Genomic DNA, 25,857 nt, shown 5'->3' on the forward strand with positions numbered 1-25,857 from the left:
GCCAGGAAGAGACAGGTCGAAGGGCTTTCGGGCGCTACTCGAGCACCCCTTGCCGGGCGAAGAGGCGCAGCAGGCGGTCCACGTTCTCGGCCACCCGGGGGCGCAGGGGCTGGGGGACGGGGACGCCGGCGTCCAGCCGCCCCTCAGCGAGGTCGGTCGCGAGCCCCTCGACCAGCTCGTCACGGCTCCGCGTCCCGTCCATGAGGGCTACGAGCCGCGCGGCGAACGGGTCGAGCGTGAGGGTGCCGTGGCGCGGCGTGGCCACGTGCCCGGCGCCCCTCGCCGCCTGAGCCCGGGCGAGCCGGGCCGCGCGCGGGCGCTCGAGAGACCCCCGGGGCCAGGACCGCGCACGGGTGTCGAGCCCGAGGGCCGCGTGGGCGTAGAGGCTGAAGATCTCGCCCGCCAGGTGGTCGGTCTGGCGTGCGAGGGGGCCCGCGCCGGCGGCGCTCACCCGGCGGACCGCCTCCTCGCGCAGGGCGGGCAGGGTCAGGGAGTCCGGGAACGCCTCTCCCAGGACCGCCAGGGCGGCCCGCGTCAGGGGATGGTGGACCTCGAAGCCCTTGCCGTTCGCCTTGCGGAACGGGGCCGGCCGGGTGGTGCGCAGGTCCAGCTTGCGCGGCGGCTCGAGCGAGGCGAAGACGGCCAGCCGGTCCAGGGTCTCCAGGTCGATCTCCCGCCGGAGGTCCCGCTCCGTCCGGCACAACAGGGTCTGGCGAAAGCCGCGGTTGCGCACGAAGTCGAGGTACTGCTCCAGCTCCACCTGGTCCTCGATGCCCTCGATCAGGGGGGCCACGCCAGCGCCCGCACTGGCGGGGAACATCCCGGCCAGGTCCGTGTCGCCGAGGTATTGCAGTCCGTGGCGCCCGGCCCGGCGCACGAGCTCGCTCACCAGCAGGGGCTCGTTCCGGCTCTCCAGGTACTCGTGGTAGAGGTAGCTCGGGTGGGCATCGCGCAGGTAGCCGATCTCCTGGCGCAGGAAACGCGCGGGGAGGGTGTCGACGCCCGCCAACGCCGCGTCCAGGCGGGCGAGCACCTCGCGCGCCCGGGCGAGCCGCTCGGCGGGCGCCTCGACCCCGCGCGCGTGGTAGAGCAGGGCGTCGCGCAGCGTCCCCCGCATGCGCCAGCCGGGTAGCGTGTTGTAGCTCACATAGGCCACGCCGCCCGGCGCGAGGTGCTCGGCGCAGAGCCCCAGGATCCGCTCCTGCACCGCCTCGGGCACCCAGGAGTACACCCCGTGGGTGACGATGTAGTCGAATTCCCCCAGGTCGTCCCCCAGGTCCAGGATGTCGCCCTGGCGGATGCGTGCGTTGGCGAGGCCGAGCTCGGCCACGAGCGACGCCCCGTCCGCCGCCTGGGCGGCGGAGAGCTCGATCCCCTCGAGCCAGCCCCCGGGCAGGTGCACGGCCATGGGGATGAGGTTCCCGCCGCTCGCGCAGCCGAGCTCCAGGAACCGGCAGCGGTCCGGGTCGGGGGTCTCGAGCCCGAACAGCCGGCCGAGCACCGCGAGGTTCACGGGGTGGGTCTCCGCGAAGGGCGCGCTGTGGTAGGGGATCTCGTCGTAGCTGTCCATGGGTGTCGCGCCGCCCGGCCGCGTCAGGGCCGTCCGAGCATGAAGTAGAGGGTGTGATCGCCCTCGTCCGACAGGCCATAGGCGAGGAAGATCGGGCCGATCCAGGTGTCGGCGCCGAAGAAGACGCTGCTGCCGAAGCGCCACCTCGACGGGTTGTCGAGGGCCTCGTCTACGTCCCACAGCCGGCCCGCCTCGAGCGACCCGCCGACGTACAGCCCCCGGCCCAACGGCGCCGGAAGGGTCGCGATCTGGCGGTGGTAGATGAGGTTCCCGAAGGCCATCTGGTTGCCGCGGAAGAGCTCGTTGGGGTTGCCGGAGAGCCGCGTGAAACCGCCGAGCGCGAACTGCTCGTAGAAGGGCATGCGGTCGCCGAAGCTGCTCCCGCCCCGCACGTCCGTGCTGAGGGTGTGCTCGCCGAACGCCCAGGCCCCGGTCCAGCGCGCGTAGGCGCGGATGAAGTCGGTCTCCGAGCCCATGGGCGGGAGCGGGCGGTCGACCTCCAGCGTGACGCGGTTGCCGGTGCGCGGTAGGTAGGGGCTGTCCAGGGTGTCGTAGCTGACCCGGACCCGTGCCCCAGACTCGTTGACGCGGCCCTCGGGCAGCGCCATCGGGCCCGTGTCCACCTGCGTGTCGTTCGACAGGAAGTATGCCCCCACCCGGGCCTCGACGCCGTTCTCCAGCGTCGTGCCCAGGTCTGCGCCGGCGCGCGTGCGGGCGATGTCGTAGCGGGCCACCCGGCGGTCGTCCCGGAAGACGCTGAGCGGGGTCTTCGAGTAGTCGAGGTAGGGGGCCACGAACACCGCCCGGTCGAGGCGCAGCGGCTGGAACAGCTCGGTCGCGAGCTTCGGCTCGTTGCCCACCGTGACCGAGGTGGTCCACTCGGCGCCGAGACGGTTGAGCCAGCTCTGGCGATAGGTGCCGCGCAGCCCGAAGCGGTCGTCGCCCTGGTTGTCGCTGGAGAAGCCGAGGCCCAGGCTGAAGTAGCCCGGACCCCAGGACTTCTCGATCGCGTCGACGACCAGCACGTGGCCCTCGTCCCCGCGCTCGAAGCGGTAGCCGATCCGCTCGAAGTCGCCCTTGGCGTAGGCGACCCGGATGTCGTCCACCAGCCGCTCCCGGTCCAGCGGCTTCTTCTCCAGGTCCTGCTCGAGTGGGGTGAAGACCTCCGGGTTCACCCGCTCGAGTCCCACGACCCGGACCTCCTCGACCCGCTCGACGGGCTGGGCGGGCCGGACCGTCAACCGGCGCCAGGCCGCGTAGTCGGCCTCGCTCAGGCTGAAGCGCGCCAGGAGCGGAGCGGCGGCGCGCGCGGCCCGCTCGCCGATGGCGATGGCGTCGGCGGCGCGGTTGAACTGGCCGGAGCCGATGTCGCCCAGATTGGGTTGGACCAGGACGTCGCGCGCGGGGTCGATCTCGGCGAGCGACGCGGACTCGTTCTGGCTGATCAGGATGTTGATCATCTGCCCGGCGACGCCCACGACGGTGTTGAGCTGTTCGGGCTTCATGGGGTCACCGAGCAGGCGCACGACGATCAGGTGATCGACGCCCATCTGCCGGGCCACGTCGACGGGGGTGTTGCGCACGAGTCCCCCGTCCACGTAGATGCGGCCCTCGGAGTGCAGCGGCGCGAACACCCCGGGCACTGCCATGCTCGCGCGCATGGCGAGGGGCAGCGACCCCCGGTCGAAGACCTTCATGGTGCCCCTCTCGAGGTCGGTGGCCACCGCCCGGAACGGGATCGCCAACTCGTCGAAGCGCTCTATCCCCTCGACGCCCTTCGTCAACTCGCTCAGGAACAACTGGACGTTCTGGCCCGCGATAGCCCCCGGGGGCAGGCGTGCCTTCCCGTCGCGTACCCCGATGGAGAAATTCCAGGTGGGCCGGTAGCTGCCCTCCTTGCGTCGGGCGGGCCAGAGGGCCCGCGGGGGGTCGTCGTTGAAGAGCTCGTTCCAGTCGGCGCCCGTCACCGCACGCTCCAGGTCCGCGGCCCCCAGGCCGGCGGCGAATGCGCCGCCCACGAGGGAGCCCATGCTGGTGCCGGCGATGGCGTGCACGGGGATGCGCAGCTCCTCCAGGACCTTGATGACCCCGATGTGCGCCGAGCCCCGGGCCCCCCCACCGCTCAGCACCAGGCCGATGCGGGGCGACCCCGTGGGGGCGGCGGGCGCCGCGAGAGTCCCTACCGAGGGCACGAGGAGGGCGAGGGCGATCAACGCGCGGCTCCGCTGCTTCACGCGAGAGGCCTCCTGGCAAGGGGCAAAGGGCGCCGGGCCGGCGCCGGAGCGGCTCCGGCCGGGACCGGCACGTACCTAGCACGGTAGCCGAGCGGGCGGGCGCGGGCAATCCAGCCGGTGGGTGGGGGTGGCGGACCTTGCCAATCCGTAATCCGGCGGCAAGCCTGGCGTAACCCTCCCGCCCCTATAAAGGGATTCGAAGCTGCGGTGCGGCTCAGCCGCCCGCGGACCCGACCCCGAGCCAGACTGGAGAGGAGTGCCCCCATGAGACAGACATTCGACGTCGTTCTCGCGCCGTCCCGGACGCCGGTCGTCCGCTCGCACCCGGTGGGTGCCCGCACCCGCCCGGCCCGCCTGCTCGTCGCGGCGGCCGTGTTGGCCGCGCTCGGTGGGGCTCTGGTGGCGCCACCGCTCAGCGCGGACTGGAGTGCTCACGCGGTGAGCGCCCAGTCCGCCGGGCCCGCGAGCTTCTCCGGGGTGGTGGAACGGGTGAAGCCAGCGGTGGTCAACGTGTCGGTGAAGGGCAAGGGCATCGAGGGCAGGCTCGTCGGGCGGCCGGAGTTCCGGATGCCGCAGCTGCCCGAGGGCTCGCCGTTCAACGACCTGTTCCGCCGCTTCTTCGAGGAGCACGGGGTGCCCGGTGACGAGGAGGGGCCGGCCGTCCCGCGCCAGGCCCAGGGCTCGGGCTTCATCATCGACCCCACCGGCTACATCGTGACCAACTACCACGTGGTCGACGGCGCCCAGGAGATCACTGTCTCCCTGGACGACGGGAGCAAGCACAGCGCGACGGTCAAGGGCCGGGACGCGAAGACCGACCTGGCGCTCATCAAGATCGACGCCGGCCGCTCCCTGCCCCACGTGGAGCTCGGCGAGTCCGATGGGGCCAAGGTCGGGGACTGGGTGATCGCCGTGGGCAACCCCTTCGGCCTGGGCGGGTCCGTGACCGCCGGTATCATCTCGGCCCGCGGTCGGGACCTGCGCTCGGGGCCATTCGACGACTACCTGCAGATCGACGCCCCGATCAATCGCGGCAACTCTGGCGGGCCCCTCTTCGACACGACGGGGCGCGTTATCGGGATCAACACGGCCATCTGGTCGCCCTCCGGCGGGAACGTTGGGATTGGCTTCGCGGTACCGTCCTCGCTCGCGAAGAGCGTGGTCGAGCAACTCCGCGACCACGGCAGCATCGCCCGGGGCTGGCTCGGGGTGCAGATCCAGCCGGTCAGCGAGGACCTGGCCCAGGGCCTGGGTGTCCCGGAGGGCAAGGGGGCGCTGGTGGCGGCGGTGACGCCCGAGAGCCCGGCGGCGAAGGCCGGCGTGAAGCCCGGTGACCTGATCGTCTCCATGGACGGCAAGGCGCTCGAGGACTTCAAGGCCCTGCCGAGGCTGGTGGCCGCCGTTGAGCCGGGCAAGCGGGCGACCCTGGAGGTCTTGCGCGAGGGGAGGACCCGGGAGCTGACGGTGACGGTCGGTCAGACGCCGGACTCCGAGAAGGTGGCCTCGAGCGAGGTCGGTGAGGCAGTGCCGGCCCGGGGTCAGCTCGGCCTGCAGTTGGCCGCGCTCACGCCTGACACGAAGAAGAAGTATGGTGTGAAAGGCGAGGCCGACGGGGTGCTGGTGGTCGACGTGAAGAAGGGTAGCCCGGCCGCGCGCGCCGGGATCCAGCCCGGCACCCTGGTGCTGATGGTCGACCAGGCGCCGGTCGACTCGCCGGACGCGGTGGCGAAGAGGGTGCGTCAGGCCTACGAGCAGAAGCGCTCCGCGGTGGTCCTGTTGATCGAGTGGGAGGGCGACCGGCGCTTCGTGGCGGTAAAGTTCGAGGCGTGAAGATCCTGCTGATCGAAGACGACCCGCACGTCGCCGGGTTCCTGATGAAGGCCCTGCGGGAGACGGGGGCCAGCGTCGACCACGCCGCCGAGGGCAAGGAGGGGCTCCTCCTCGCCTCCGGCGGCGGGTACGACGCGATGGTGGTGGACCGCATGCTCCCCGGGCGCGACGGGCTCTCCATCGTGCGGGCGCTGCGGGCGGCGGGGGACCGGACCCCCGTGCTCGTCCTGAGCGCCCTCGGGGAGGTGGATCACCGCGTCGAGGGGCTGCGGGCCGGCGGCGACGACTACCTGGTCAAGCCGTTCGCGTTCTCCGAGCTCCACGCACGCCTGGAGGCGCTGCTGCGCCGGAGCGCCAGCGAGGCCCCCGCTACCCGCCTGCAGGTGGCCGACCTGGAGTTGGACCTCCTCGCCCGCACCGTCTCCCGGGGCGGGCGGCCCCTGGACCTGCAGCCCCGGGAGTTCCGGCTGTTGGAGTATCTGATGCGCCACGCGGGTCAGGTGGTCACCCGCACCATGCTGCTGGAGCACGTCTGGGACTACCACTTCGACCCCCAGACCAACGTCATCGACGTCCACGTGAGCCGGCTGCGGCGCAAGATCGACCGGGACTTCGAGACGCCGCTGCTGCACACCGTGCGCGGCGCCGGGTACGTGCTCCGTGCCCCCGCCTAGGCTGCTGCGCAGCGTCACCTTCCGCCTGGCGCTGGTCTACGCCGGGCTCTTCGCCGTCTCGGCGGTGCTCCTCCTCGGGTTCGTGTACTGGTCGACCGCCGCCTACTTCTTCCGCGAGGCCGACGAGGCCATCGAGACCGAGGTCGCAAGCCTCGCCGAGCGCTACCGCCGGAACGGCCTCGCGGGCCTCACGGCGACGCTCCTCGAGCGGGTCGCCCGCCGCCCCGCGGGCTCGACCGTGTACCTGCTGGTCGACGCACGGCGTCACCCCCTGGTGGGCAACTTGAGCCAGTGGCCCCCGGTCCCGGAGAGCGGCGAGGGGTGGGTGGATTTCCGGTTGGAGGAGACGGGGTGGACGCCCGTCCAGGCGCACCTCGCCCGGGGCCGTGTGTTTCGCCTGCAGGGCGGATACGCCCTCCTCGTGGGGAGGGACCTGCACGAGCTCAGCGCGGTCCGCAACCGCATCGTCCGGGCGCTCGCCTGGGGGTTGCCGGTGACCGCGGCGCTCACGCTCCTCGGCGCGGCCCTCATGAGCCGGAGCACCGCCCGCCGGGTCGAGGCGGTGAACCAGACGGCGCGGGAGATCATGGCGGGGGACCTCTCCCGGCGGGTCCCCGCCCGCGGCGCCGGCGACGAGTTCGACGAGCTGGCCGTCAACCTGAACGGCATGCTGGACCGCATCGAGGCCCTGATGGACGACGTGCGGCGGGTCTCCGACAGCATCGCCCACGACCTGCGCACGCCCCTCTCGCGATTGCGCGGGCGCCTGGAGCAGTTGCGCGGCGTGGCCCAGCGGGGGCAGGTGGACCTCGAGGCCGTGGACCACGCAGTCGTCGACGCCGACGCTCTCCTCTCGACCTTCAATTCCCTGCTGCGGATCGCCCGGGCCGAGTCCCCCGCCCACCGCGCCGGCTTCGCCGAGCTCGACCTGGCGGCGCTCGTGCGCGACGTGGCCGAGCTCTACGAGCCGCTGGCGGAGGAGCGGGGCCTGCGGCTCGAGGTGCACGCCGCCGGCGAGGCCCTCGCCCGGGGTGACCGGGACCTCCTGTTCCAGGCCCTGGCCAACATGCTCGACAACGCGGTGAAGTACACCCCCGTCGGCGGGGCGGTGCAGGTGACGGTCGAGGGCACGCCCACCGGTCCGGTGGTGCTGGTGGCCGACAGCGGACCCGGGATCCCCGAGGCCGAGCGCCCGAAGGTCTTCCGGCGCTTCTACCGGCTCGACGGCGCCCGGTCCACGCCGGGGAACGGTCTCGGTCTCAGCCTCGTCGACGCCGTCGCCCGACTGCACGGCCTGCGGGTGGAGTTGGCGGACAACGCCCCCGGCCTGCGGGTGCGCCTGGCGTTTCCGGCCACCCCGGGCTGAGCCCGGCCGCAGGGGCGGCCGGCGGGGGGCGTACGCGCCGTCCCCTGGTCCGCAAGAGTGCTCGGGATCAAGTAGATAGGCCCGCTCGCGGTTGACGCGTCATCTTCCCGGGGGCTAGTGTCGCCGAGGGCCTTGGGAGGAGTTTCGTGATGAAACCTTCGCTGTCGCGTGGGATTGCGGGTGGCGCCCTGGCGCTGGTGGCCGTGCTGATCGGGCTGGCGGCGCTGGCGGCCGGCGGCATCGTGGCCTGGGAGTTCACCAACAGCAACTGGTTCTGCACCAACGCCTGCCACGCCGTCCACCCGGAGGAGCCGGTCGCGCACGCCGAGTCGCCCCACGCGCGGGTGCAGTGCGTGGAGTGCCATATGGGCCGGGTGCCCACGCTGAAGGCCATGGTGCTGAAGACCGAGCACGCCCACGAGCTCTGGTCCATGATCGTCGGCTACGACCGGCCCGTGGTGGCGAAGACCCTGAAGCCCGCCCGCATCGCCTGCGAGGCGTGCCACTGGCCGGCGACCGCCCACGACGACACGGTGCGGGTGAAGAAGCACTACGACGCCGACGCGAAGAGCACCGAGACGACCACGCGCCTGACCCTGCACACCGGCTTCGGGGCGATCCGCGAGGCCGACGCCCGGGGCATCCACTGGCACGTGGAGAACACGGTGCAATACGCGGCGGTGGACCCCCAGAAGCAGGAGATCCCCTGGGTCCAGGTGACGTACGCCGACGGGCGCACGGACACCTTCACCGACGCGACCGCGAAGCTGGCGGCAGACGCGCGCGACGCGCTGCCCCGCAAGACCATGGACTGCATCGACTGCCACAACGCGTCGGGGCACCCCTTCCCCAACCCCGAGGACCGGATGGACGCGGCCATCTACGCCAGTCAGCTGCGCCAGAGCATCCCGGACATCAAGGCGCGGGTCATGGCCGTGATGAAGGAGCTGGCGGCCCTCGACGAGAAGGGCGTGGTGAGCCAGGAGACGGTGTCCAAGCTGGTGGAGGAGGCGGCGGCGCGCTATCGCCAGGAGGCGGGCGCCGCAGGGCCAACTGCCGGCGGCGACAAGTTCCGGAAGGTCCTCACGGACATCCTCGGCAAGAGCGTCTTCTCGGCGCCCGAGGTCACCTGGCGCACCTTCCCCGCCAACGGGGCCCACAAGGACTTCCCCGGGTGCTTCCGTTGCCACGACGGCAAGCACCTGAACGCCAAGGGTCAGGCCATCCGCCTGCAGTGCAACCTCTGCCACAACGTGCCGGAGGTCCAGCGCGAGGGTGGGCCGGCTCCGGTGGCGTCCACTTCGATGCCGGGGATGCGCCAGCCGCCGACGCACCTGGAGCCGAACTTCATGCACGACCACCGCACGCGGCTCGACCCGAGCTGCGCCGGTTGCCATGGCAAAACCGAGTTCGGCCGGGACGGCGGGTCGTTCTGCGCGAACCCTGCCTGCCACGGCAGGAAGTGGCCGCAGGTGAACCTGAACGTCGCAGCGCGGTAGGCTCGAGGCCGGGGTTCCTGGGAAGTATCGGCCTGTCACGTCGAGTGGGCGAAGCTCGGGGTCCGGACGCGTGAGTCGTCTGGGGTCCGGGCTTCGCCCGCGTCTGCGGGCGGCTGCCGCGCTGCTGGCCCTGCTCGGGCTCGCCCCCGGTGCCTATGCCGACGGGCCGGGGAACTGCCTTGGCTGTCACGGTTCCCCCGGACTCTCGGTCACTTTCCTCGACGGCGAGCGGGTCTCCGGCTTCGTCGATCGGGCGGACCTGGAGGCCTCGGTGCATCGGGCGCTGCCCTGCGAGTCCTGCCATCGGGACGTCGCCTCAGGGCCCCACCCGGGACGGAAGGCCGGGAGCCGCGCCGAGCTCCGGCGCCAGGCCGCTGGTGCCTGCGGCACGTGCCACTCCGACCAGGCGGCACGGGTCCAGGGTAGCGTCCACTACCGGCTGTCCGGTACCGGACCGGGTGGGGCAGGTCCGTCCCAGCGCCGGGACGGCCCCGTCTGCACGGACTGCCACGGATTCCACACGGTAGGTCCGAGGGACTCCTACCGGACTCTCGCCGGGCTTCCCTGCCGCAAGTGTCACGAAGACATCTTCACGGTCTACGAACAGAGCGTGCACGGCAAGTCCCGGGCCGAGGGGGAGCACCGCGCCCCGCTTTGCTCCTCGTGCCACTTCGCCCACCAGGTGGGATCGGCCACGGGCGGCACTGCAATGAAGGCGGCGTGCCTCGGCTGCCACCCGGGGACCGAGGAGGTGCACCGGGCCTGGCTGCCCAACGCCGACCTGCACCTGCAGAGCGTCGCCTGCTGGGCGTGCCACGCCCCGCAGGCGGACAAGGGGGTGTTTCTGCAGATCGTGGACCTGGAGACCGGCCTCCCCGTGAGGGAGGAGGAGCTCTCCGGACTCGTCGGTCCGGAGGCGCGGGACCTCGCCGCGCGGGTCCTGGAGCGCTCCGGCGCCGTCGACTCGGCGGAGGTCTCTTTCCTCCTGAAGCAAGCGAACCGCCAGGGCGGGGGCAGGCGCATCGGTCTGGTGGGGAGGATGGACGTCAACGAGCAGTCCGATGCGCACCAGCTCGCCTTCACGGGCGGGGCGGTCAAGGAGTGCGAGAACTGCCACCACAGGGATTCCCCGACCTACCGCAACGTCCATCTCGCCCTGGTCCGGGAGGATGGTCGGCGGACCTCCACGAAGGCGTCTCCGGAGACCTTGACCTCGTCCGACCCGGTCGGGGGCGGCAGGGGCTTCTACGTCCTGGGCGGGACCCGCGGCGTGTGGCTCGACGGGCTCGGTGCCGCGCTGGCCGGGTTGGGGCTGGTGGTGCCGCTCACCCACCTCTGGCTGCGCCGGCGCGCCGCCGCCGGCCGGTCGCCCCGCGAGGGCGGGGCCGCCGCGCCCGCGGGGGGCGCCGGGCAGAGGGTCTACGTGAACTCCCTGCCTCTGCGCCTGTGGCACTGGGGGAACGCGGTGGTGTTCGTGCTCCTGCTGCTCACGGGGCTGGCGCTGCGCTACCAGGACCTCGTCAGCCTCGCGCGGTTCCGGTCGGCCGTGGTGCTGCACGACATCCTGGGGGTCCTGATGGCCGTGGGGTTCCTCCTCTGGCTCTGCGGGTACGCCTGCTCCGGGAGGCTCGGGCTCTACCTGCCCCGGCCGCACCGGCGGGACTACTGGCAGTGGATGCTGGCCCAGGCGCACTATTACGGCCACGGAATCTTCCGGGGCGAGCCCAATCCGCACCACCCTTCGGCCGAGACGCGGTTCAACCCGTTGCAGCAGATCGCCTACTTCTTCGTCATGCTGGTCCTGTTCCCCGTGCAGATTGGGACCGGCGCACTGCTGATGGACGTGGTCCGGCTCGCCCCGGTGATCGACGTCCTCGGCGGGTTGGGCGTCGTTGCCGGTGTGCACGTGGCCGTGTCGTTCGCGCTGCTGGCGTTCCTGTTCGTCCACGTCTACCTGTCCACCCTGGGACCCACCGCGCTCGGCCACATCCGGGCGATGGTGACGGGCTACGAGGAGTCCTGAGCCGGGCAGGCGTCCCACTGCGAGGTATCCGCGTATGTCGATCCCGCGCCCGACGCCGATCTGCCTGCTCTTCTGCGCCACCCTCACCCTCGCCTGCGGCGCGCGCGCCGACACCGTCGAGGGCGCCATCGAGGACGTCTCGAGCAAGGCCAGCACCCTGCGCCTCGAGGTGGGCGGGAGGTGCCACCTGGTCCTCTACGGCCCGCAGACCGAGTTCGTGAACGCCGGCGGCGTCAAGGACCTCGCCGTTCCCGACCGGGTCCGGGTCGAGCTCACCCCCGGCCGGCCCGCGGAGCGGATCACCCGGCTGGTCTTCACGCTTCCGCCCGGGGCCGAGATGAGCCTCGAGGAGCTCGAGTGGCTGCGCGGCGAGGAGGCCCCGTTCCTGCTGGTGGACGCACGCCCGCGGGAGGCCTACGCGCAGGGCCACATCCCGGGGGCCGTCTGCCTCTCCGCGGACGACCTGTTGAAGGGCCTGGGGCAGTTGGCCCCGGACCGGAATCTGCCCATCGTCTTCTACGGGGACGGACCGACCTGCCTCTACACGGGCCGTTCGGTCGATGCTGCGCTCGGGGCCGGGTACGCCGAAGCAAAGGCGTTCCAGGGTGGGATCCCCGCCTGGCGCAAGGCCGGCAAGCCGGTGACCTCGACGCCCGAATGGCTCGCCGCGCGGCTCGACCCGCACCACGTGGTCATCGACGTGCGCCCCGCGGGCGAGGTGGCCGCGGGGCACATCCGGGGAGCCGTGTCCCTGGAGGCCGCGGCCTTTCCGGCCATGACGCGGCAGTTCATCGCCCAGAAGGTGGTCGCCCGGCTGCCCGGGGTCAGCGACCTCGGCGCGCCCATCGTGGTCTACGGCAACGGCGAGGAGGGCGAGGACGTCCTGACGGCGTTCGCGGAGCTCAAGAAGTACCGCTACAGGAACGCAACCATCCTGGGGGGTGGCTTCCGGCAGTGGGCGGCGCGGGGATTGCCGACCGCCGCCGGCGAGGCGCCGACCCGGATCAGCTACACCAAGAAGCTGAAGGAGGGTGCGGTTTCCAGCGAGGAGTTCGCCCGGCTGGCCGCCAACCCCGGCGCGGTGCTCTTTCTTGACGTGCGCGACGACGCCGAGGCCGCGGGGGGTGTCCTGAAGGGCGCGACGCATCTGCCGCTGGATCGGCTGCAGGCGAACCTCGCGTCGCTGCCGAAGGACCGCCCGATTGTGGCCTACTGCACGAACGGCCCGCGCTCGGAGATGGCTTACCACTTCCTGCGGAAGAACGGCTACGAGCAGGTGCGCTACCTCTGTGACAGCATCACCGTCCGTAGCGACGGCAGTTATGTCTTCGAGTGATGCCGTGGGCGAGGGCGCCCCGGCGGGTGTGGTCCCCAAACGAGTCGGGCCGCGCGGGGGCAGGTTCTCGCGGGCGTGGTACGCTCTGGCGAGGCGACGCGTGCCCGGCTTCCATGACGTGAGTCTTCGATGGCAAAAGTCCTCTTCGTAACGGGTGCCGGTCCCGGGTCGGGAAAGGCCCTCGTAGCGCTCGGTCTGATGGACCTCCTGGCGGCGAGCACCGACCGGGTCGGGTTCTTCCGGCCGGTGGTCGCCTCGCGCGACGGCACCGACCGGGTGCTCGAGATGGTCGCCAGCCGCTACTCCCTCAACGTGAGCACCGACGCCCTGTACGGGGTGACCGCAGACGTGGCCCGTTCCCTGATGGGCGAGGGGACGGGGGACGAGCTCCTGAAGCGGGTCCTCGAGCGATACAAGGCCATCGAGTCCCAGTTCGACGTGGTGCTCTGCCTCGGCCCCGACTTCTCGGGGGTGACCGCGTCCCTCGAGCTCCGGTTCAGTCTCGAGTTCTCGCGCCAGCTGGGCGCGCGCGTGGTCCTGGTCGTGAACGGCCGGGAGCGTGAGCCCTCGGAGCTCGTCGACGCCGTGCACCTGGTCCTCGACAGCCTGTCGGACCGGCAGGGCGACGTGCTGGCGGTCGCCGTGAACGGCGTGGAGCCCGCGGACCTCGTCGAGGCCGAGCACCTGTTCGCCGCCCGGCCGTGGCGGGACGTGCCGGTCTACCTGATCCCCGAGAACCCGGTCCTCGCCATGCCCACCGTCGGCGAGGTGGCCACGGCGCTCGGGGCCCGTTGGCTCTCCCAGGGCAACGACGGCGCGAGCCGCGAGGTGGCCCGCTATCTGGTCGCGGCCATGGAGCTGCCGCACTTTCTCGACCACCTGGAGGAATCGAGCCTGGTGATCACGCCGGGCGACCGCGCCGACATCATCCTGGGCAGTCTGCTGGCGGACTCCTCGACCGCCTACCCGCGGGTCGCGGCGCTGCTGCTCTCGGGTGGGCTCGAGCCGGCTCCCCAGGTGCTGCGTGTGTTCGGCGGGCTGGACCGCTCGCCCGTGCCGGTGCTGAGCGTGCAGACCGACACCTTCACCACGGCGATGGCGGTCGCCGCGCTCGAGGGGCACCTGACCGCGGACAACCCGCGCAAGATCGCCGCGGCACTTGGCCTGGTCGAGTCGCGGATCGACGGGGCCGACCTGACGCGCCGGCTGGAGATGCCCAGGCCCCAGCGTGTCACCCCGCTGATGTTCGAATTCGAACTGATCCAGAGGGCCCGGCGCCGGCGCATGCGCATCGTGCTGCCCGAGGGCACCGAGGAGCGTGTGCTGCGGGCGGCCGAGATCCTGCGCCTGCGCGACGTGGCCGACCTGACCCTGCTCGGCGACGAGCGCGCGGTGCGCCGGGAGATCGAGCGCCTGGGTCTGCGGCTCAACGACGTGCGGATCATCGACCCGCTGAAGAGCGAGAAGCGCGAGCGCTACGCGGAGACCTATTTCGCGCTCCGCCGGCACAAGGGGGTCTCCCGGGGTGGGGCGTACGACGCGCTCACCGACGTCAGCTACTTCGGGACCATGATGGTCTATCAGGGGGATGCCGACGGCATGGTCTCGGGCGCGGTGCACACCACCCAGCACACCATCCGGCCGGCCTTCGAGGTGATCCGCACGGCCCCGGGGCGGTCGCTCATCTCGAGCGTCTTCCTCATGTGCCTCTCCGACCGCGTGCTGGTCTACGGCGACTGCGCGGTGAACGTCCACCCCGATGCCGAGCAGCTCGCCGAGATCGCCATCAACTCCGCGGAGACGGCGGCCTACTTCGGCATCGAGCCGCGCATCGCCATGCTCTCCTATTCGACCGGCGACTCCGGACAGGGCGAGGACGTGGACCGGGTGCGCGAGGCCACGCGCCTCGTGCGCGAGCGCAGCCCCGAGCTGAAGGTCGAGGGCCCGATCCAGTACGACGCTGCCGTGGACATGGCGGTGGCGCGCACCAAGCTGCCCTCGAGCGAGGTGGCGGGGCAGGCGACGGTGTTCGTGTTCCCTGACCTCAATACCGGCAACAACACCTACAAGGCGGTGCAGCGCTCATCGGGCGCGGTCGCCATCGGCCCCATCCTCCAGGGTCTCGCGAAGCCCGTGAACGACCTCTCGCGGGGCTGTACCGTCACCGACATCGTCAATACGGTCGTCATCACCGCCATTCAGGCCCAGGCCGCCGCCGGAGGCTGAGCGGAGCGGGGCGGGGCGCTGCACAAACGCCCCCTGCAGGAGGTGTCCGTGAAGGTGCTGGTCCTGAATTCCGGGAGCTCCTCGGTCAAGTACCGCCTGTTCGAAATGGACCGCCGGGAAGAAGTAGCCGGTGGCGTGGTGGAGCGAATCGGGGAGCCCGACGGCGCGATCACCCAGCGGGTGCGGCGCGGGGACGGCAGCGTCGACACCTCCGTGCGCCACCTGCCGGTGCCGAGTCACCGCGCCGCCTTCGCCTTGATGGGCGAGGCCCTGCGCTCGGGCGGTGGTCTGGACGACCCCCGGAAGCTCTACGCCATCGGTCACCGGGTGGTCCACGGGGGGCCCGTCTTCCGGGCCCCCGCGCGGATCGACGCCGCGGTGGTGGCGGCCATCCGCGAGGTGGCACCCCTGGCGCCGCTGCACAACCCGGGACACCTGGTCGGAATCGAGGCGGCGCTGGAGGCCGCGCCGGACGTGCCCCAGGTCGCGGTCTTCGACACCGCCTTCCACCAGACCATGCCGGCCCGGGCCTACCGCTACGCGGTGCCCGAGGAGTGGTACACGCGCCACCGGGTCCGGCGCTACGGTTTCCATGGAACCTCCCACGCCTACGTGGCCCGCCGGGCGGCCGACTACCTGGGGCGCTCCCTCGAGGGACTGAACCTGATCACCCTGCACCTGGGCAACGGCGCCAGCGCGGCGGCCGTCGAGGGCGGGCGCTGCGTCGACACCTCGATGGGGCTGACCCCGCTCGCGGGGCTGGTGATGGGGACCCGGTCGGGGGATCTGGACCCGGCGGTGGTCTTCTACCTGGGGCGCGTCGCCGGCCTGGAGCCGGCCGAGATCGATGCGGCCCTCAACCAGGAGAGCGGCCTGAAGGGACTTTGCGGCGTCCCGGACCTGCGCGAGGTGCACCGGGCGGCCGACGCCGGGGACCCGCGGGCACTGCTGGCGCTGGATGTCTTCGCCTACCGTATCCGCAAGTACATCGGTGCCTACACGGCGGTGCTGGGCCGGGTCGACGCAGTCGTCTTCACGGCCGGGATCGGGGAGAACGACGCGGATCTGCGCCGCCGGGTCTGCGGCGGCCTCGAGGGTCTCGGCATCACCCTCGACGAGGAACGCAACCGCTCGGCCGCGGGGGAGGTCTCGGAGGTGCACGCCGCGCGGTCCCGGGTGGCCCTGCTGGTGGTGCGCACCAACGAGGAGTTGGAGATCGCCGAGCAGACCGTCGCCTGCGCGCGTGGCTGCTGAGGTTTCGATTGGCGGCGGGGGCGTCTCGCCCTAACATCCACGGCTCGGAGTGAGGGGAGGAGTGAGGGGCATGTCGCAAACGGCGAGGTTGATAGTGGGCGACACGGAGGTGGAGCTTCCGGTCGTCCAGGGCACGGAAGGCGAGCGGGCGGTGGACATCCGCCACCTGCGCGACAGGACCGGGCTCGTCACCCTCGACCCGGGCTTCGCCAACACCGGCAGCTGCGAGAGCGCGATCACCTTCGTGGACGGGGAGCGGGGTGTGCTCCGCTACCGCGGGATCCCCATCGAGCAGTTCGAGCAGAGCCCCAACTTCGTCGAGGTGGCCTGGCTGCTGATCTTCGGCCGCCTGCCGGACGGCGAGGAATACGACCGCTTCAGCCAGGAGCTCACCGCCAACGCCAATCTGGACGAGCGGATGAAGCACCACTTCGAGGGCTTTCCCCGCTCGGCCCCGCCGATGGCGATCCTCTCGGCGATGATCAACACGCTGTCCTGCTTCCACCCGGAGTTCTTCGAGCTCGAGGACTCGAGCCAGCTCGAGCAGGCGGCGGCGCGTCTCATCAGCAAGGTGCGCACCCTGGCCGCGTACGCCTACCGCAACTCGCGCGGCCTGCCCTACATGTATCCCAATCCCCGGTTGCCCTACGTGCTGAACTTCCTGCACATGATGTTCTCGATGCCCTATCAGCCCTACGAGCCGCCGGACGTGGTGCGTGACGCGTTGAACCTCCTGCTCATCCTGCACGCCGACCACGAGCAGAACTGCAGCACGTCGACCGTGCGCATGGTGGGCTCGGCGCGCGCGAATCTCTTCGCGTCCTGCGCCGCCGGTGTGTGCGCCCTCTGGGGTCCGCTGCACGGGGGCGCGAACGTCGAAGTGCTGGAGATGCTGGAGACGATCCACCGGGGGCACATGACCCCGGAAGAGTACGTGGCGCTCGCGAAGGGCAAGGAAAGGAAAGTGCGTTTGATGGGTTTCGGGCACCGGGTCTACAAGAACTTCGACCCGCGCGCCACCATCCTGCGGCGGGCCGCGGAGCGCCTCTTCACCGAGCTGGCTGTGTCGGACCCGCTGCTGGACATCGCGCGCCGGCTGGAGGAGATCGCACTCGAGGATCCGTATTTCGTGGAGCGGCGCCTCTACCCCAACGTGGACTTCTACAGCGGAATCATCCTGCGCCGGCTCGGGATCCCCACGAACATGTTCACGGTCGTCTTCGCCATCGGCCGCCTGCCCGGGTGGATCGCCCACTGGCGCGAGCAGAGCCTCGACCCGGACCGCCGCATCGCCCGGCCGCGCCAGGTCTATGTCGGCGAGACCGGCCTGCGCTACGTCCCCCCCGACCAGCGGGATTAGGATGCGGTCCCGGCGGGCATTCCGCTCCGCCGACGCGTGTACCGCGGGGCGCCCCGCGGCTTGACACAGGTGTAGGCGGGTCGAAGGGGCGCGGTAGTAAACTGAAATCCCTTATGGCTCCCGTGGAGGGCCCATGGCCGTCATTCGTCAGGACGACTTCGTCCAGAGCATTGCCGACGCTTTCCAGTTCATTTCCTACTATCACCCCGTCGACTTCGTGCGGGCCATGAGCGAGGCCTACGAGCGCGAGGAGTCGCCTGCCGCGAAGGACGCGATCGCCCAGATCCTGATCAACTCCCGCATGAGCGCCGAGGGGCACCGCCCCGTGTGCCAGGACACCGGCATCGCGGTCGTGTTCCTCAAGGTCGGCATGGGAGTGCAGTGGGACGCCCGGGCCAGCATCCAGGAGATGGTCAACGAGGGTGTACGCCGCGCCTACACCCACCCGGACAATCCGCTGCGTGCGTCGGTGGTCGCCGACCCGGACGGCAAGCGCCCGAACACCCGTGACAACACCCCGGCGGTCGTGCACGTGGAACTGGTTCCCGGCGACACGCTCGAGGTCAAGATCGCGGCCAAGGGTGGCGGCTCCGAGAGCAAGACCCGCTTCACCATCCTGAACCCCAGCGACGACCTCGTGGCCTGGGTCCTCGAGCAGGTCCCCACCATGGGCGGTGACTGGTGCCCACCGGGGATCCTCGGGGTCGGCGTGGGGGGCACGCCGGAAAAGGCGATGGTGATGGCGAAGGAGTCCCTGCTGGCGCCCGTGGACATCCAGGCGCTGCGGGCGCGGGGCCCGAAGAACCGCGCCGAGGAGTTGCGCCTGGAGCTCTTCGACAAGGTCAACGCGCTCGGTATCGGTGCCCAGGGCCTGGGTGGACTCTCCACGGTTCTCGACGTGAAGGTGCTGGACTTCCCGACGCACGCGGTCATGAAGCCGGTTGCGCTGGTCCCCAATTGCGCTGCCACGCGGCACCTGGAGTTCCGGCTCGACGGCTCCGGCCCGGCCCGCTTCGATCCGCCGAGCCTGGAGGATTGGCCGAAGCTCGCCCTGGACGTCTCGGCGGGCGCGCGCCGGGTGGACCTGGAGCACCTGACGAAGGCCGAGAGCGCCGCCTGGAAGGCGGGTGACCGGCTGCTCCTGAACGGCCGCATCCTCACCGGGCGGGACGCCGCCCACAAGCGGGTGGTGGACCTGCTGGCCCGGGGCGAGCCCCTGCCGGTCGACTTCACCAACCGCCTCATCTACTACGTCGGCCCGGTGGACCCGGTGCGGGACGAGGCGGTGGGCCCCGCGGGCCCCACGACGTCCCGGCGCATGGACAAGTTCATGGACACGATGCTTGGCCAGACCGGCCTCCTCGGCTCCATCGGCAAGTCGGAGCGGGGGCCCCAGGGCGTCGAGGCCATCCGGCGTCACCAGGGGGTGCACCTGATTGCGGTCGGCGGCGCGGCCTATCTGGTCGCGAAGGCGGTCCGCTCCTCGCGCGTCCTCGCCTTCCCCGAGCTTGGCATGGAGGCGGTCTACGAGTTCGAGGTGAAGGACATGCCCGTGACGGTGGCGGTCGACGCCCAGGGCAACGCCGTCCACGAGTCGGGTCCCAGGGAGTGGAAGGCCCGAATCGCGGCGAAGAACCCGGCTCGCGGAGGCTAGGGCGACCGAGGACCTTCCCCGAAAGGCCCGCAGGGCTTACGCCTCGTAACCCATATCCCGACAGGGAGACCCCCGGGTCACCCTGTCGGGATACGATGGGTATTCCACAGGGGATAGGCGGTCGCTCCCGGCTTTTTGAGCTAGGTCATAGGGATAGGGGCAACCGCGACTTATAGGTATATAAGAATTACCGATAGCGGGACCGGCAGTCCGCCGGACTCCCACAGGGGAGAAAATCGATGACTTCCAACTCTACGGGCGCCGTGACCGTGCACACCGCCCCCGTGCCGAGTCGGCGCGCGAGCCGTTGGCCGGCGCGGCTCGACGTGGCCCAGAGTCTCACGGGGCTCGTCCTGGGCCTCTTCGTGGGGTTCCACCTGTTCCTCGACTCCTCGATCCTGCTCGGGCCCGAGGCGGTCGACTTCATCGCCCGCCTGTTCGAGGGCAAGGGCATCCTCGATGAGCCTCAACCCTGGATCGTCACGGTGTTCTCGCTGGGGATCCTGACCCTGCTCGTGGCCCACGCGGCCCTTGCCATGCGCAAGCTGCCGCACGACTACCACCAGCTCGCCATCTTCCGCCACCACAACGCGACCCTGCGCCACACCGACACCCGGCTGTGGTGGGTCCAGGCGCTGACAGGGTTCGCGCTCTTCTTCCTGGTCGCCGTCCACCTCTTCATGCCCATCACGGTGCCGGAGGACATCGGCGGACTGCCTTCGGCGCGGCGAGTCGTCGAGGACAACGCCTGGGCCCTCTACATCGTGCTGCTGCCCATCGTGGTGGCTCACGCGGCCCTCGGGCTCTACCGGTTGGCGCTGAAGTGGGGCTGGCCGAGCTTCACGATCGGCGCGGAGGGGCGCCGGCGCCTGCTCCTCGCGACCCTGGGGGTCGCGGCGTTCTATCTCGTGATCGATCTGGCCGCGCTCGTAGCCTACCTGCGGATCGGCCTCTCCCTGGGGGGTCAGCCGTGAAGCTCATCTACAGCGACGTGCTCGTGATTGGCGGTGGCCTCGCCGGCCTGCGTGTGGCCATCGGCGCCCGCCAGCGGGGTCTCGATTCGATCATCCTCTCCCTCGTGCCCCCGAAGCGGTCCCACTCCGCAGCGGCCCAGGGAGGCATGCAGGCCAGTCTCGCCAACGTGACGCGGGGCATCGGCGACAACGAGGACGTTCACTTCGCCGACACCGTGCGGGGGAGCGATTGGGGTGCCGACCAGGAGGTGGTGCGGATGTTCGTCCACACCGCCCCCCAGGCGGCCCGGGAGCTCGCCGCGTGGGGCGTGCCCTGGAGCCGGGTTCGGCCCGGCGACCGGGAGATCGTGGCCAACGGGCAGAGGGTGACGATCACCGAGCGGGCGGAGGCCGCGGGGCTGATCGCCCAGCGTGACTTCGGCGGCACCAAGAAGTGGCGGACCTGCTACGTCTCCGACGGTACCGGGCACGCGATGCTGTCGACGATGGGCGATCGGGCGATCGCCCACTCCATCCCGGTGCACGAGCGCACCGAGGCGCTGGCCCTGATCCACGACGGGGGCCGCTGTTACGGTGCGGTCGTGCGTGACCTCACGACCGGCGAGCTGAGCGCCTACGTCGCGCGGGCAACGGTCGTCGCGACCGGCGGGGCAGGGCGGCTGTACAGCGTCACCACCAACGCCGTGATCTGCGAGGGTATGGGTCACGCCCTGGCCCTCGAGACGGGCGTGGCGCCGCTCGGCAACATGGAGGCGGTCCAGTTCCACCCGACCGCCATCGTCCCCACCGGGATCCTGGTGACGGAGGGATGCCGCGGTGACGGCGGCCTGTTGCGCGACGTGGACGGCCACCGCTTCATGCCGGACTACGAGCCGGAGAAGAAGGAGCTCGCCTCCCGCGACGTGGTGTCCCGGCGCATGGAGGAGCACATCCGCAAGGGCAAGGGGGTGAAGGGGCGCTTCGGCACCCACCTCTGGCTCGACATCACGCTCCTCGGGCGTCAGCACATCGAGCACAACCTGCGCGAGGTCAAGGAGATCTGCGAGTATTTTCTCGGGATCGACCCGGCCGAGCAGTGGATCCCCGTGCGGCCCGCCCAGCACTACACGATGGGTGGGGTGCGCACCAACCACACCGGCGAGAGCCCCTGGCTGAAGGGCCTGTTCGCCGCCGGTGAAGCGGCTTGCTGGGACATGCACGGCTTCAACCGGCTCGGCGGCAACTCCGTCGCGGAGACGGTGGTGGCCGGGATGATCGTGAGCGAGTTCGTGGCGGACTTCTGCCAGCGCCCGGAGAACCGCATCGACGTGCCCATGGGGCTCGTCGAGGAGTTCGTGCGGCGCGAGCAGGGCAAGCTCGACCTGCTGCTCGACGGCGGCGGCACGGAGAGCGCGGACGCCCTGCGCAGCGCCATGCTCCACGTGATGACCGAGAAGGTGGGGATCTTCCGTACCGGCGCCGACCTGGCGGCGGGCGTCGAGCAGCTCCAGGGCCTGCTGGTGCGCAGCCGCCACATCGGCCTGCGCCACAAGGCGCGGGGCGCCAACGCGGAGCTGGTCGTCGCCTACCGGACCCAGAGAATGCTGAAGCTCGCCCTGGCCACCGCCTACGGCGCCCTGCAGCGTACGGAGAGCCGGGGGGCCCACTTCCGCGAGGACTACCCCCAGCGTGACGACCGCCAGTGGCTCTCTCGGACCCTGGCCTTCTGGCGGGGCGAGGACGACACCCTGCCCACCCTCGAGTACGAGCCGCTCGACATCATGCGCATGGAGTTGCCCCCCGGCTGGCGCGGCTACGGGGCGAAGGACTACATCGACCACCCCGACAGCCCCAAGCGGACGGCAGAGGTGGAGCAGGTGCGCAACGAAATGGCCGGTGCCGACCGCTTCGCGGTCCAGCAGGCGTTGATGCCCTGGGAGGGGATGTTGCCCCCCCGTCTCCGGGGCCGTAACGAGCGTGTCGGGGAGGGCCGGGCATGAGCGAGAACGCAGTTACGGCCGCCCACCGGCGGCTCACCATCCGTGTCCTGCGCTACAACCCGCAGGAGCCGGGGAGCGTGCCGCGGATCCAGGAATACCCGCTGGAGGAGGGGGACGGGATGACCCTCTTCATCGCGCTCAACGAGATCCGCGAGAAACAGGACCCCTCGCTGGTCTTCGACTTCGTGTGCCGCGCAGGGATCTGCGGCAGCTGCGCGATGCTGATCAACGGGCGTCCCGGGCTCGCGTGCCGGACCCAGACGAAGAACCTGGGCCTCGAGATCATGCTGGCGCCCCTGCCCGGCTTCGAGCTCATCGCGGACCTCGCGGTGAACACCGGCAAGTGGATGCGCGGGATGAGCGAGCGGCTCGAGACCTGGGTGCACACCAGGGAGCAGGAGCTGGACCTCACTCGGCTCGAGGAGCGGATGGACCCCGAGCTGGCCGAGAAGATCTACGAGCTCGACCGCTGTATCGAGTGCGGCTGCTGCATCGCCGGATGCGCGACCGCCCAGATGCGCCCGGGGTTCGTGGGGGCGGTCGGTCTGAGCAAGATCGCGCGCTTCCGTCTCGACCCGCGCGACGCGCGCACGGATGCCGAGTACTATGAGCTGGTGGGGGACGACAACGGCGTGTTCGGCTGCATGTCGCTGCTGGGCTGCCAGGACGTCTGTCCGAAGGACCTGCCGCTCCAGGCGAGGATCGCCTACGTGCGCCGCCAGATGGCCAAGCAGGGGTTCACCCGAGGCTGACGAGCGGATCATCAACCGGTAGAAAGAACGAGCCTTTCGACGCCCATTGCTGAGGAGAACGACCCATGAAGCGTAGACACCTCCTGGTAGGCGCTCTCGCCTGCGCCGCCTCGCTGTCCGCCTACGCGGCGGACGCGCCGATCGTGATCAAGTTCAGCCACGTGGTCGCGACGGACACCCCCAAGGGCCGGGCCGCCGAGTTCTTCAAGAAGGTCGCTGAGGAGTACACCAAGGGCCGCGTGAAGGTCGAGGTCTACGCCAACAGCACGCTCTACAAGGACAAGGAAGAGCTCGAGGCGCTGACGCTCGGTGCGGTGCAGATGCTCGCCCCGTCGCTCGCGAAGTTCGGGCCGCTCGGGGTCAGGGAGTTCGAGGCCTTTGACCTGCCGTTCATCTTCGACGGCTACGAGGACCTGCACAAGGTCACCCAGGGCCCCGTGGGCCGGCAGATCCTGGACAAGCTCGAGCCGAAGGGGATCCGGGGCCTCGCGTACTGGGACAACGGCTTCAAGTCCTTCTCCGCGAACACCCCCATCCGCAAGCCCGAGGACATGAAGGGCAAGAAGTTCCGGATCCAGTCCTCCAAGGTGCTCGACGCCCAGATGCGGGCGCTCGCCTCCCTGCCCCAGCAGATGGCCTTCTCCGAGGTGTACCAGGCCCTGCAGACCGGCGTGGTGGACGGCACCGAGAACCCGATCTCGAACCTCTACACCCAGAAGATGCACGAGGTGCAGAAGCACCTGACGCTCACCGACCACGGGTACCTGGGGTACGCGGTGATCGTGAACAAGGCGTTCTGGGAGGGTCTGCCCAAGGACGTCCGCGAGCAGCTCGACAAGGCGATGAAGGAGGCGACGGAATACGCCAACTCGATCGCGAAGAAGGACAACGACGACGCGTTGGCCGCCGTGAAGGCGAGTGGCCGGACCGAGATCTATACGCCGACGAAGGCGGAGCGCGACGCCTTCAAGAAGGCCCTTTTCCCGGTGCATTCGCAGATGCAGGACCGGGTCGGGCGGGAGCTCCTCGAGTCGGTCTACAAGGCAACGGGCTGCCACTGCATCAAGGCGGCCGAACAGAAGTAGTCCGACGCGAGACACCGCCCGCCCCGTGCGGGCGGTGTCTCGTTCAGGGGGCACAATGCTGAAGATCCTAGATCACCTGGAGGAGTGGCTCATCACCTTTCTGATGGGTGGGGCCACCCTCATCACCTTCGCCGCAGTCGCGCACCGCTATCTCGCCGGACACGCGATACCCTACGTGCAGGACTTCCTCATCGGGCTCGACATGGGTTGGGCCCAGGAGCTCACCATCTACATGTTCGTATGGATGGCGAAGTTCGGCGCCGCCTACGGCGTGCGCACCGGCATCCACGTGGGTGTGGACGTGCTGGTCAACCAGTTGCATGACCGCCCGCGGGACCTGTTCATCCTGTTCGGTCTCCTCGCGGGCGCGCTCTTCACCGGTGTCATCGGAACCCTCGGGGCCGAGTTCGTCTGGGGGCTCTCCCAGACCGACCAGACGTCGCCGGACCTGGAAATACCCGCCTGGATCGCGTACCTGGCGATCCCGCTCGGCTCCTACCTGATGTGTTTCCGGTTTCTGCAGGTGGCCTGGTCCTTCTGGCGCACCGGCAATCTGCCCCGTCACGAGCACGGCCACGTGGAAGGGCTCGAGGCGGAAGGCGCGGAGCTCCCCAAGGAAATCAAGATTGAGAAGGATTTCAACTGGTACGCCCTGCAGGACGACTCCCACCCGCGCCCGCCCCGCATGCCACCGAAGGACGAGGTGTGAGCCATGAGCACTGCCTTCATCTTCATTCTGCTGATTGCCCTGATGCTGACGGGCATGCCCATCTCGATCTCGCTGGGCCTGACCGTGCTGACCTTCCTCTTCACCATGACCCACGTCCCCCTCGAGTCGGTGGCGATGAAGCTGTTCACCGGCATCGAGAAGTTCGAGATCATGGCCATCCCGTTCTTCATCCTGGCCGGCAACTTCCTCACCCACGGGGGCGTCGCTCGGCGGATGATCAACTTCGCCAACAGCATGGTGGGTCACTGGCATGGGGGGCTCGGGTTGGGCGGCGTCGTGGCGTGCGCGCTCTTCGCCGCGGTGTCCGGTTCGTCGCCGGCGACGGTGGTGGCGATCGGCTCGATCCTCCTGCCGGCGATGGTCCGGATGGGTTACCCGAAGCGCTTCGGCGCGGGGGTCATCACGACCTCCGGCGCGCTCGGCATCCTGATCCCGCCCTCGATCGTCATGGTGATGTATTCGGTTTCCACCAACACCTCTGTCGGCGCCCTGTTCATCGCCGGCATCATCCCGGGCATCATCCTCGCGACCATGCTCGGGATCACGACCTATTACCGTGCCCGCAAGGGCAACTTCCCGCGCCTGCCGCGGGCGAGCTGGGGCGAGCGGTGGCAGACGTTCCGGAAGAGCGCGTGGGGGCTCTTCCTGGTCGTCGTGGTCATCGGGGGCATCTACAGCGGGATGTTCACCCCGACCGAGGCGGCGGCGATGAGCGCGGTCTACGCCTTCTTCGTTGCCGTCTTCGTGTACAAGGACCTCAAGTTGAAGGAAGTACCGCGCGTACTGCTCAACTCGGCCAACATGAGCGCGATGCTTCTCTACATCATCACGAACGCGGTGCTGTTCTCGTTCCTGATGACCCACGAGAACATCCCGCAGGCCATGGCCGACTGGATGATGGGCACCGGCCTCGGCGTCATCGGGTTCCTTCTCATCGTCAACGTCTTGTTGCTCCTCGCCGGCAACGTGATGGAGCCGTCCTCCATCGTGCTCATCATGGCTCCCATCCTGTTCCCCATCGCCATCAATCTGGGAGTGGACCCGGTCCACTTCGGAATCATGATGGTGGTGAACATGGAGGTGGGCATGTGCCACCCGCCGGTGGGCCTCAACCTCTACGTGTCGAGCGGCATCACCAACATGGGGATCACGGAGCTGACGGTCGCGGTCTGGCCGTGGCTCCTGACCATGCTGGTGTTCCTGGGCATGGTGACCTACATCCCGATCATCTCGACCTGGCTGCCGAAGACACTGGGCATGATGTAGCCGTGGTTTGACTCGATGACGGTGGGGGGGGCGCAGTCCTCCCCA

General features: G+C 70.2%; 18 protein-coding genes. 16 read left to right on the forward strand and 2 right to left on the reverse strand.

Annotation, left to right across the window (positions count from 1 at the left end):
* Positions 1 to 34: 34 nt before the first annotated feature.
* On the reverse strand, positions 35 to 1,570 hold the full coding sequence (locus KA217_01160) for a class I SAM-dependent methyltransferase (GenBank protein ID MBP7711063.1): 1,536 nt from the start codon (positions 1,568 to 1,570) through the stop codon (positions 35 to 37).
* 23 nt (positions 1,571 to 1,593) lie between these two features.
* On the reverse strand, positions 1,594 to 3,783 hold the full coding sequence (locus KA217_01165; protein ID MBP7711064.1) for a patatin-like phospholipase family protein: 2,190 nt from the start codon (positions 3,781 to 3,783) through the stop codon (positions 1,594 to 1,596).
* A gap of 285 nt (positions 3,784 to 4,068) precedes the next feature.
* Here KA217_01165 and KA217_01170 point away from each other — a divergent pair, with 285 nt between their 5' ends.
* The 16 genes from KA217_01170 to KA217_01245 all read left to right on the forward strand — a co-directional run bounded on the left by KA217_01170 (position 4,069) and on the right by KA217_01245 (position 25,812).
* Positions 4,069 to 5,634 carry a DegQ family serine endoprotease gene (locus tag KA217_01170; GenBank protein ID MBP7711065.1) on the forward strand — a complete coding sequence of 522 codons (1,566 nt, stop codon included), beginning with the start codon at positions 4,069 to 4,071 and terminating at the stop codon, positions 5,632 to 5,634.
* A complete protein-coding gene (locus KA217_01175; GenBank protein ID MBP7711066.1) occupies positions 5,631 to 6,308 on the forward strand; it encodes a response regulator transcription factor in 678 nt (225 codons plus the stop codon). Before KA217_01170 ends, KA217_01175 begins: the two co-directional genes overlap by 4 nt.
* Positions 6,295 to 7,674: a HAMP domain-containing protein gene (locus KA217_01180; protein MBP7711067.1), complete on the forward strand. Its 1,380-nt coding sequence runs from the start codon at positions 6,295 to 6,297 to the stop codon at positions 7,672 to 7,674. The genes KA217_01175 and KA217_01180 overlap by 14 nt, the downstream gene beginning before the upstream one ends.
* Before the next feature lie 149 nt (positions 7,675 to 7,823).
* A complete protein-coding gene (locus KA217_01185) occupies positions 7,824 to 9,173 on the forward strand; it encodes a NapC/NirT family cytochrome c (GenBank protein MBP7711068.1) in 1,350 nt (449 codons plus the stop codon).
* Between the two features lie 70 nt (positions 9,174 to 9,243).
* Positions 9,244 to 11,196, forward strand: a complete 1,953-nt coding sequence (locus tag KA217_01190) for a cytochrome b/b6 domain-containing protein (protein MBP7711069.1) — start codon at positions 9,244 to 9,246, stop codon at positions 11,194 to 11,196.
* Positions 11,197 to 11,230: 34 nt separating this feature from the next.
* Positions 11,231 to 12,532 carry a hypothetical protein gene (locus KA217_01195; protein ID MBP7711070.1) on the forward strand — a complete coding sequence of 434 codons (1,302 nt, stop codon included), beginning with the start codon at positions 11,231 to 11,233 and terminating at the stop codon, positions 12,530 to 12,532.
* 129 nt (positions 12,533 to 12,661) lie between these two features.
* A complete protein-coding gene (gene pta, locus KA217_01200; protein ID MBP7711071.1) occupies positions 12,662 to 14,758 on the forward strand; it encodes a phosphate acetyltransferase in 2,097 nt (698 codons plus the stop codon).
* 48 nt (positions 14,759 to 14,806) lie between these two features.
* Positions 14,807 to 16,012: an acetate kinase gene (locus KA217_01205; GenBank protein MBP7711072.1), complete on the forward strand. Its 1,206-nt coding sequence runs from the start codon at positions 14,807 to 14,809 to the stop codon at positions 16,010 to 16,012.
* A 70-nt stretch (positions 16,013 to 16,082) separates the two neighbouring features.
* Positions 16,083 to 17,372, forward strand: a complete 1,290-nt coding sequence (locus tag KA217_01210; protein ID MBP7711073.1) for a citrate synthase — start codon at positions 16,083 to 16,085, stop codon at positions 17,370 to 17,372.
* A gap of 133 nt (positions 17,373 to 17,505) precedes the next feature.
* Positions 17,506 to 19,026: a fumarate hydratase gene (locus KA217_01215; GenBank protein MBP7711074.1), complete on the forward strand. Its 1,521-nt coding sequence runs from the start codon at positions 17,506 to 17,508 to the stop codon at positions 19,024 to 19,026.
* Positions 19,027 to 19,265: 239 nt separating this feature from the next.
* Entirely contained in the window at positions 19,266 to 20,000 is a 735-nt protein-coding gene (locus tag KA217_01220) for a fumarate reductase cytochrome b subunit (protein MBP7711075.1), read from the forward strand.
* Positions 19,997 to 21,979, forward strand: a complete 1,983-nt coding sequence (locus tag KA217_01225; protein MBP7711076.1) for a fumarate reductase flavoprotein subunit — start codon at positions 19,997 to 19,999, stop codon at positions 21,977 to 21,979. The genes KA217_01220 and KA217_01225 overlap by 4 nt, the downstream gene beginning before the upstream one ends.
* Positions 21,976 to 22,731: a fumarate reductase iron-sulfur subunit gene (locus tag KA217_01230; GenBank protein ID MBP7711077.1), complete on the forward strand. Its 756-nt coding sequence runs from the start codon at positions 21,976 to 21,978 to the stop codon at positions 22,729 to 22,731. Before KA217_01225 ends, KA217_01230 begins: the two co-directional genes overlap by 4 nt.
* Positions 22,732 to 22,796: 65 nt before the next feature.
* Positions 22,797 to 23,816, forward strand: a complete 1,020-nt coding sequence (locus KA217_01235) for a TRAP transporter substrate-binding protein (GenBank protein ID MBP7711078.1) — start codon at positions 22,797 to 22,799, stop codon at positions 23,814 to 23,816.
* A 55-nt stretch (positions 23,817 to 23,871) separates the two neighbouring features.
* Positions 23,872 to 24,525, forward strand: coding sequence for a TRAP transporter small permease (locus tag KA217_01240; protein MBP7711079.1), 654 nt, complete (start codon positions 23,872 to 23,874; stop codon positions 24,523 to 24,525).
* 3 nt (positions 24,526 to 24,528) lie between these two features.
* Positions 24,529 to 25,812, forward strand: a complete 1,284-nt coding sequence (locus KA217_01245) for a TRAP transporter large permease subunit (GenBank protein MBP7711080.1) — start codon at positions 24,529 to 24,531, stop codon at positions 25,810 to 25,812.
* Positions 25,813 to 25,857: the final 45 nt, after the last annotated feature.

This window comes from Gammaproteobacteria bacterium, assembly GCA_017999615.1.
GTDB lineage: Bacteria > Pseudomonadota > Gammaproteobacteria > JAABTG01 > JAABTG01 > JAGNLM01.

Coding starts and splice junctions, on each gene's coding strand:
- KA217_01240 (MBP7711079.1), top strand. CDS start 23,872: ATGCTGAAGATCCTAGATCACCTGGAGGAGTGGCTCATCACCTTTCTG.
- KA217_01220 (MBP7711075.1), top strand. CDS start 19,266: ATGACTTCCAACTCTACGGGCGCCGTGACCGTGCACACCGCCCCCGTG.
- KA217_01160 (MBP7711063.1), bottom strand. CDS start 1,570: ATGGACAGCTACGACGAGATCCCCTACCACAGCGCGCCCTTCGCGGAG.
- KA217_01170 (MBP7711065.1), top strand. CDS start 4,069: ATGAGACAGACATTCGACGTCGTTCTCGCGCCGTCCCGGACGCCGGTC.
- KA217_01245 (MBP7711080.1), top strand. CDS start 24,529: ATGAGCACTGCCTTCATCTTCATTCTGCTGATTGCCCTGATGCTGACG.
- KA217_01230 (MBP7711077.1), top strand. CDS start 21,976: ATGAGCGAGAACGCAGTTACGGCCGCCCACCGGCGGCTCACCATCCGT.
- KA217_01210 (MBP7711073.1), top strand. CDS start 16,083: ATGTCGCAAACGGCGAGGTTGATAGTGGGCGACACGGAGGTGGAGCTT.
- KA217_01185 (MBP7711068.1), top strand. CDS start 7,824: ATGAAACCTTCGCTGTCGCGTGGGATTGCGGGTGGCGCCCTGGCGCTG.
- pta (MBP7711071.1), top strand. CDS start 12,662: ATGGCAAAAGTCCTCTTCGTAACGGGTGCCGGTCCCGGGTCGGGAAAG.
- KA217_01215 (MBP7711074.1), top strand. CDS start 17,506: ATGGCCGTCATTCGTCAGGACGACTTCGTCCAGAGCATTGCCGACGCT.
- KA217_01195 (MBP7711070.1), top strand. CDS start 11,231: ATGTCGATCCCGCGCCCGACGCCGATCTGCCTGCTCTTCTGCGCCACC.
- KA217_01235 (MBP7711078.1), top strand. CDS start 22,797: ATGAAGCGTAGACACCTCCTGGTAGGCGCTCTCGCCTGCGCCGCCTCG.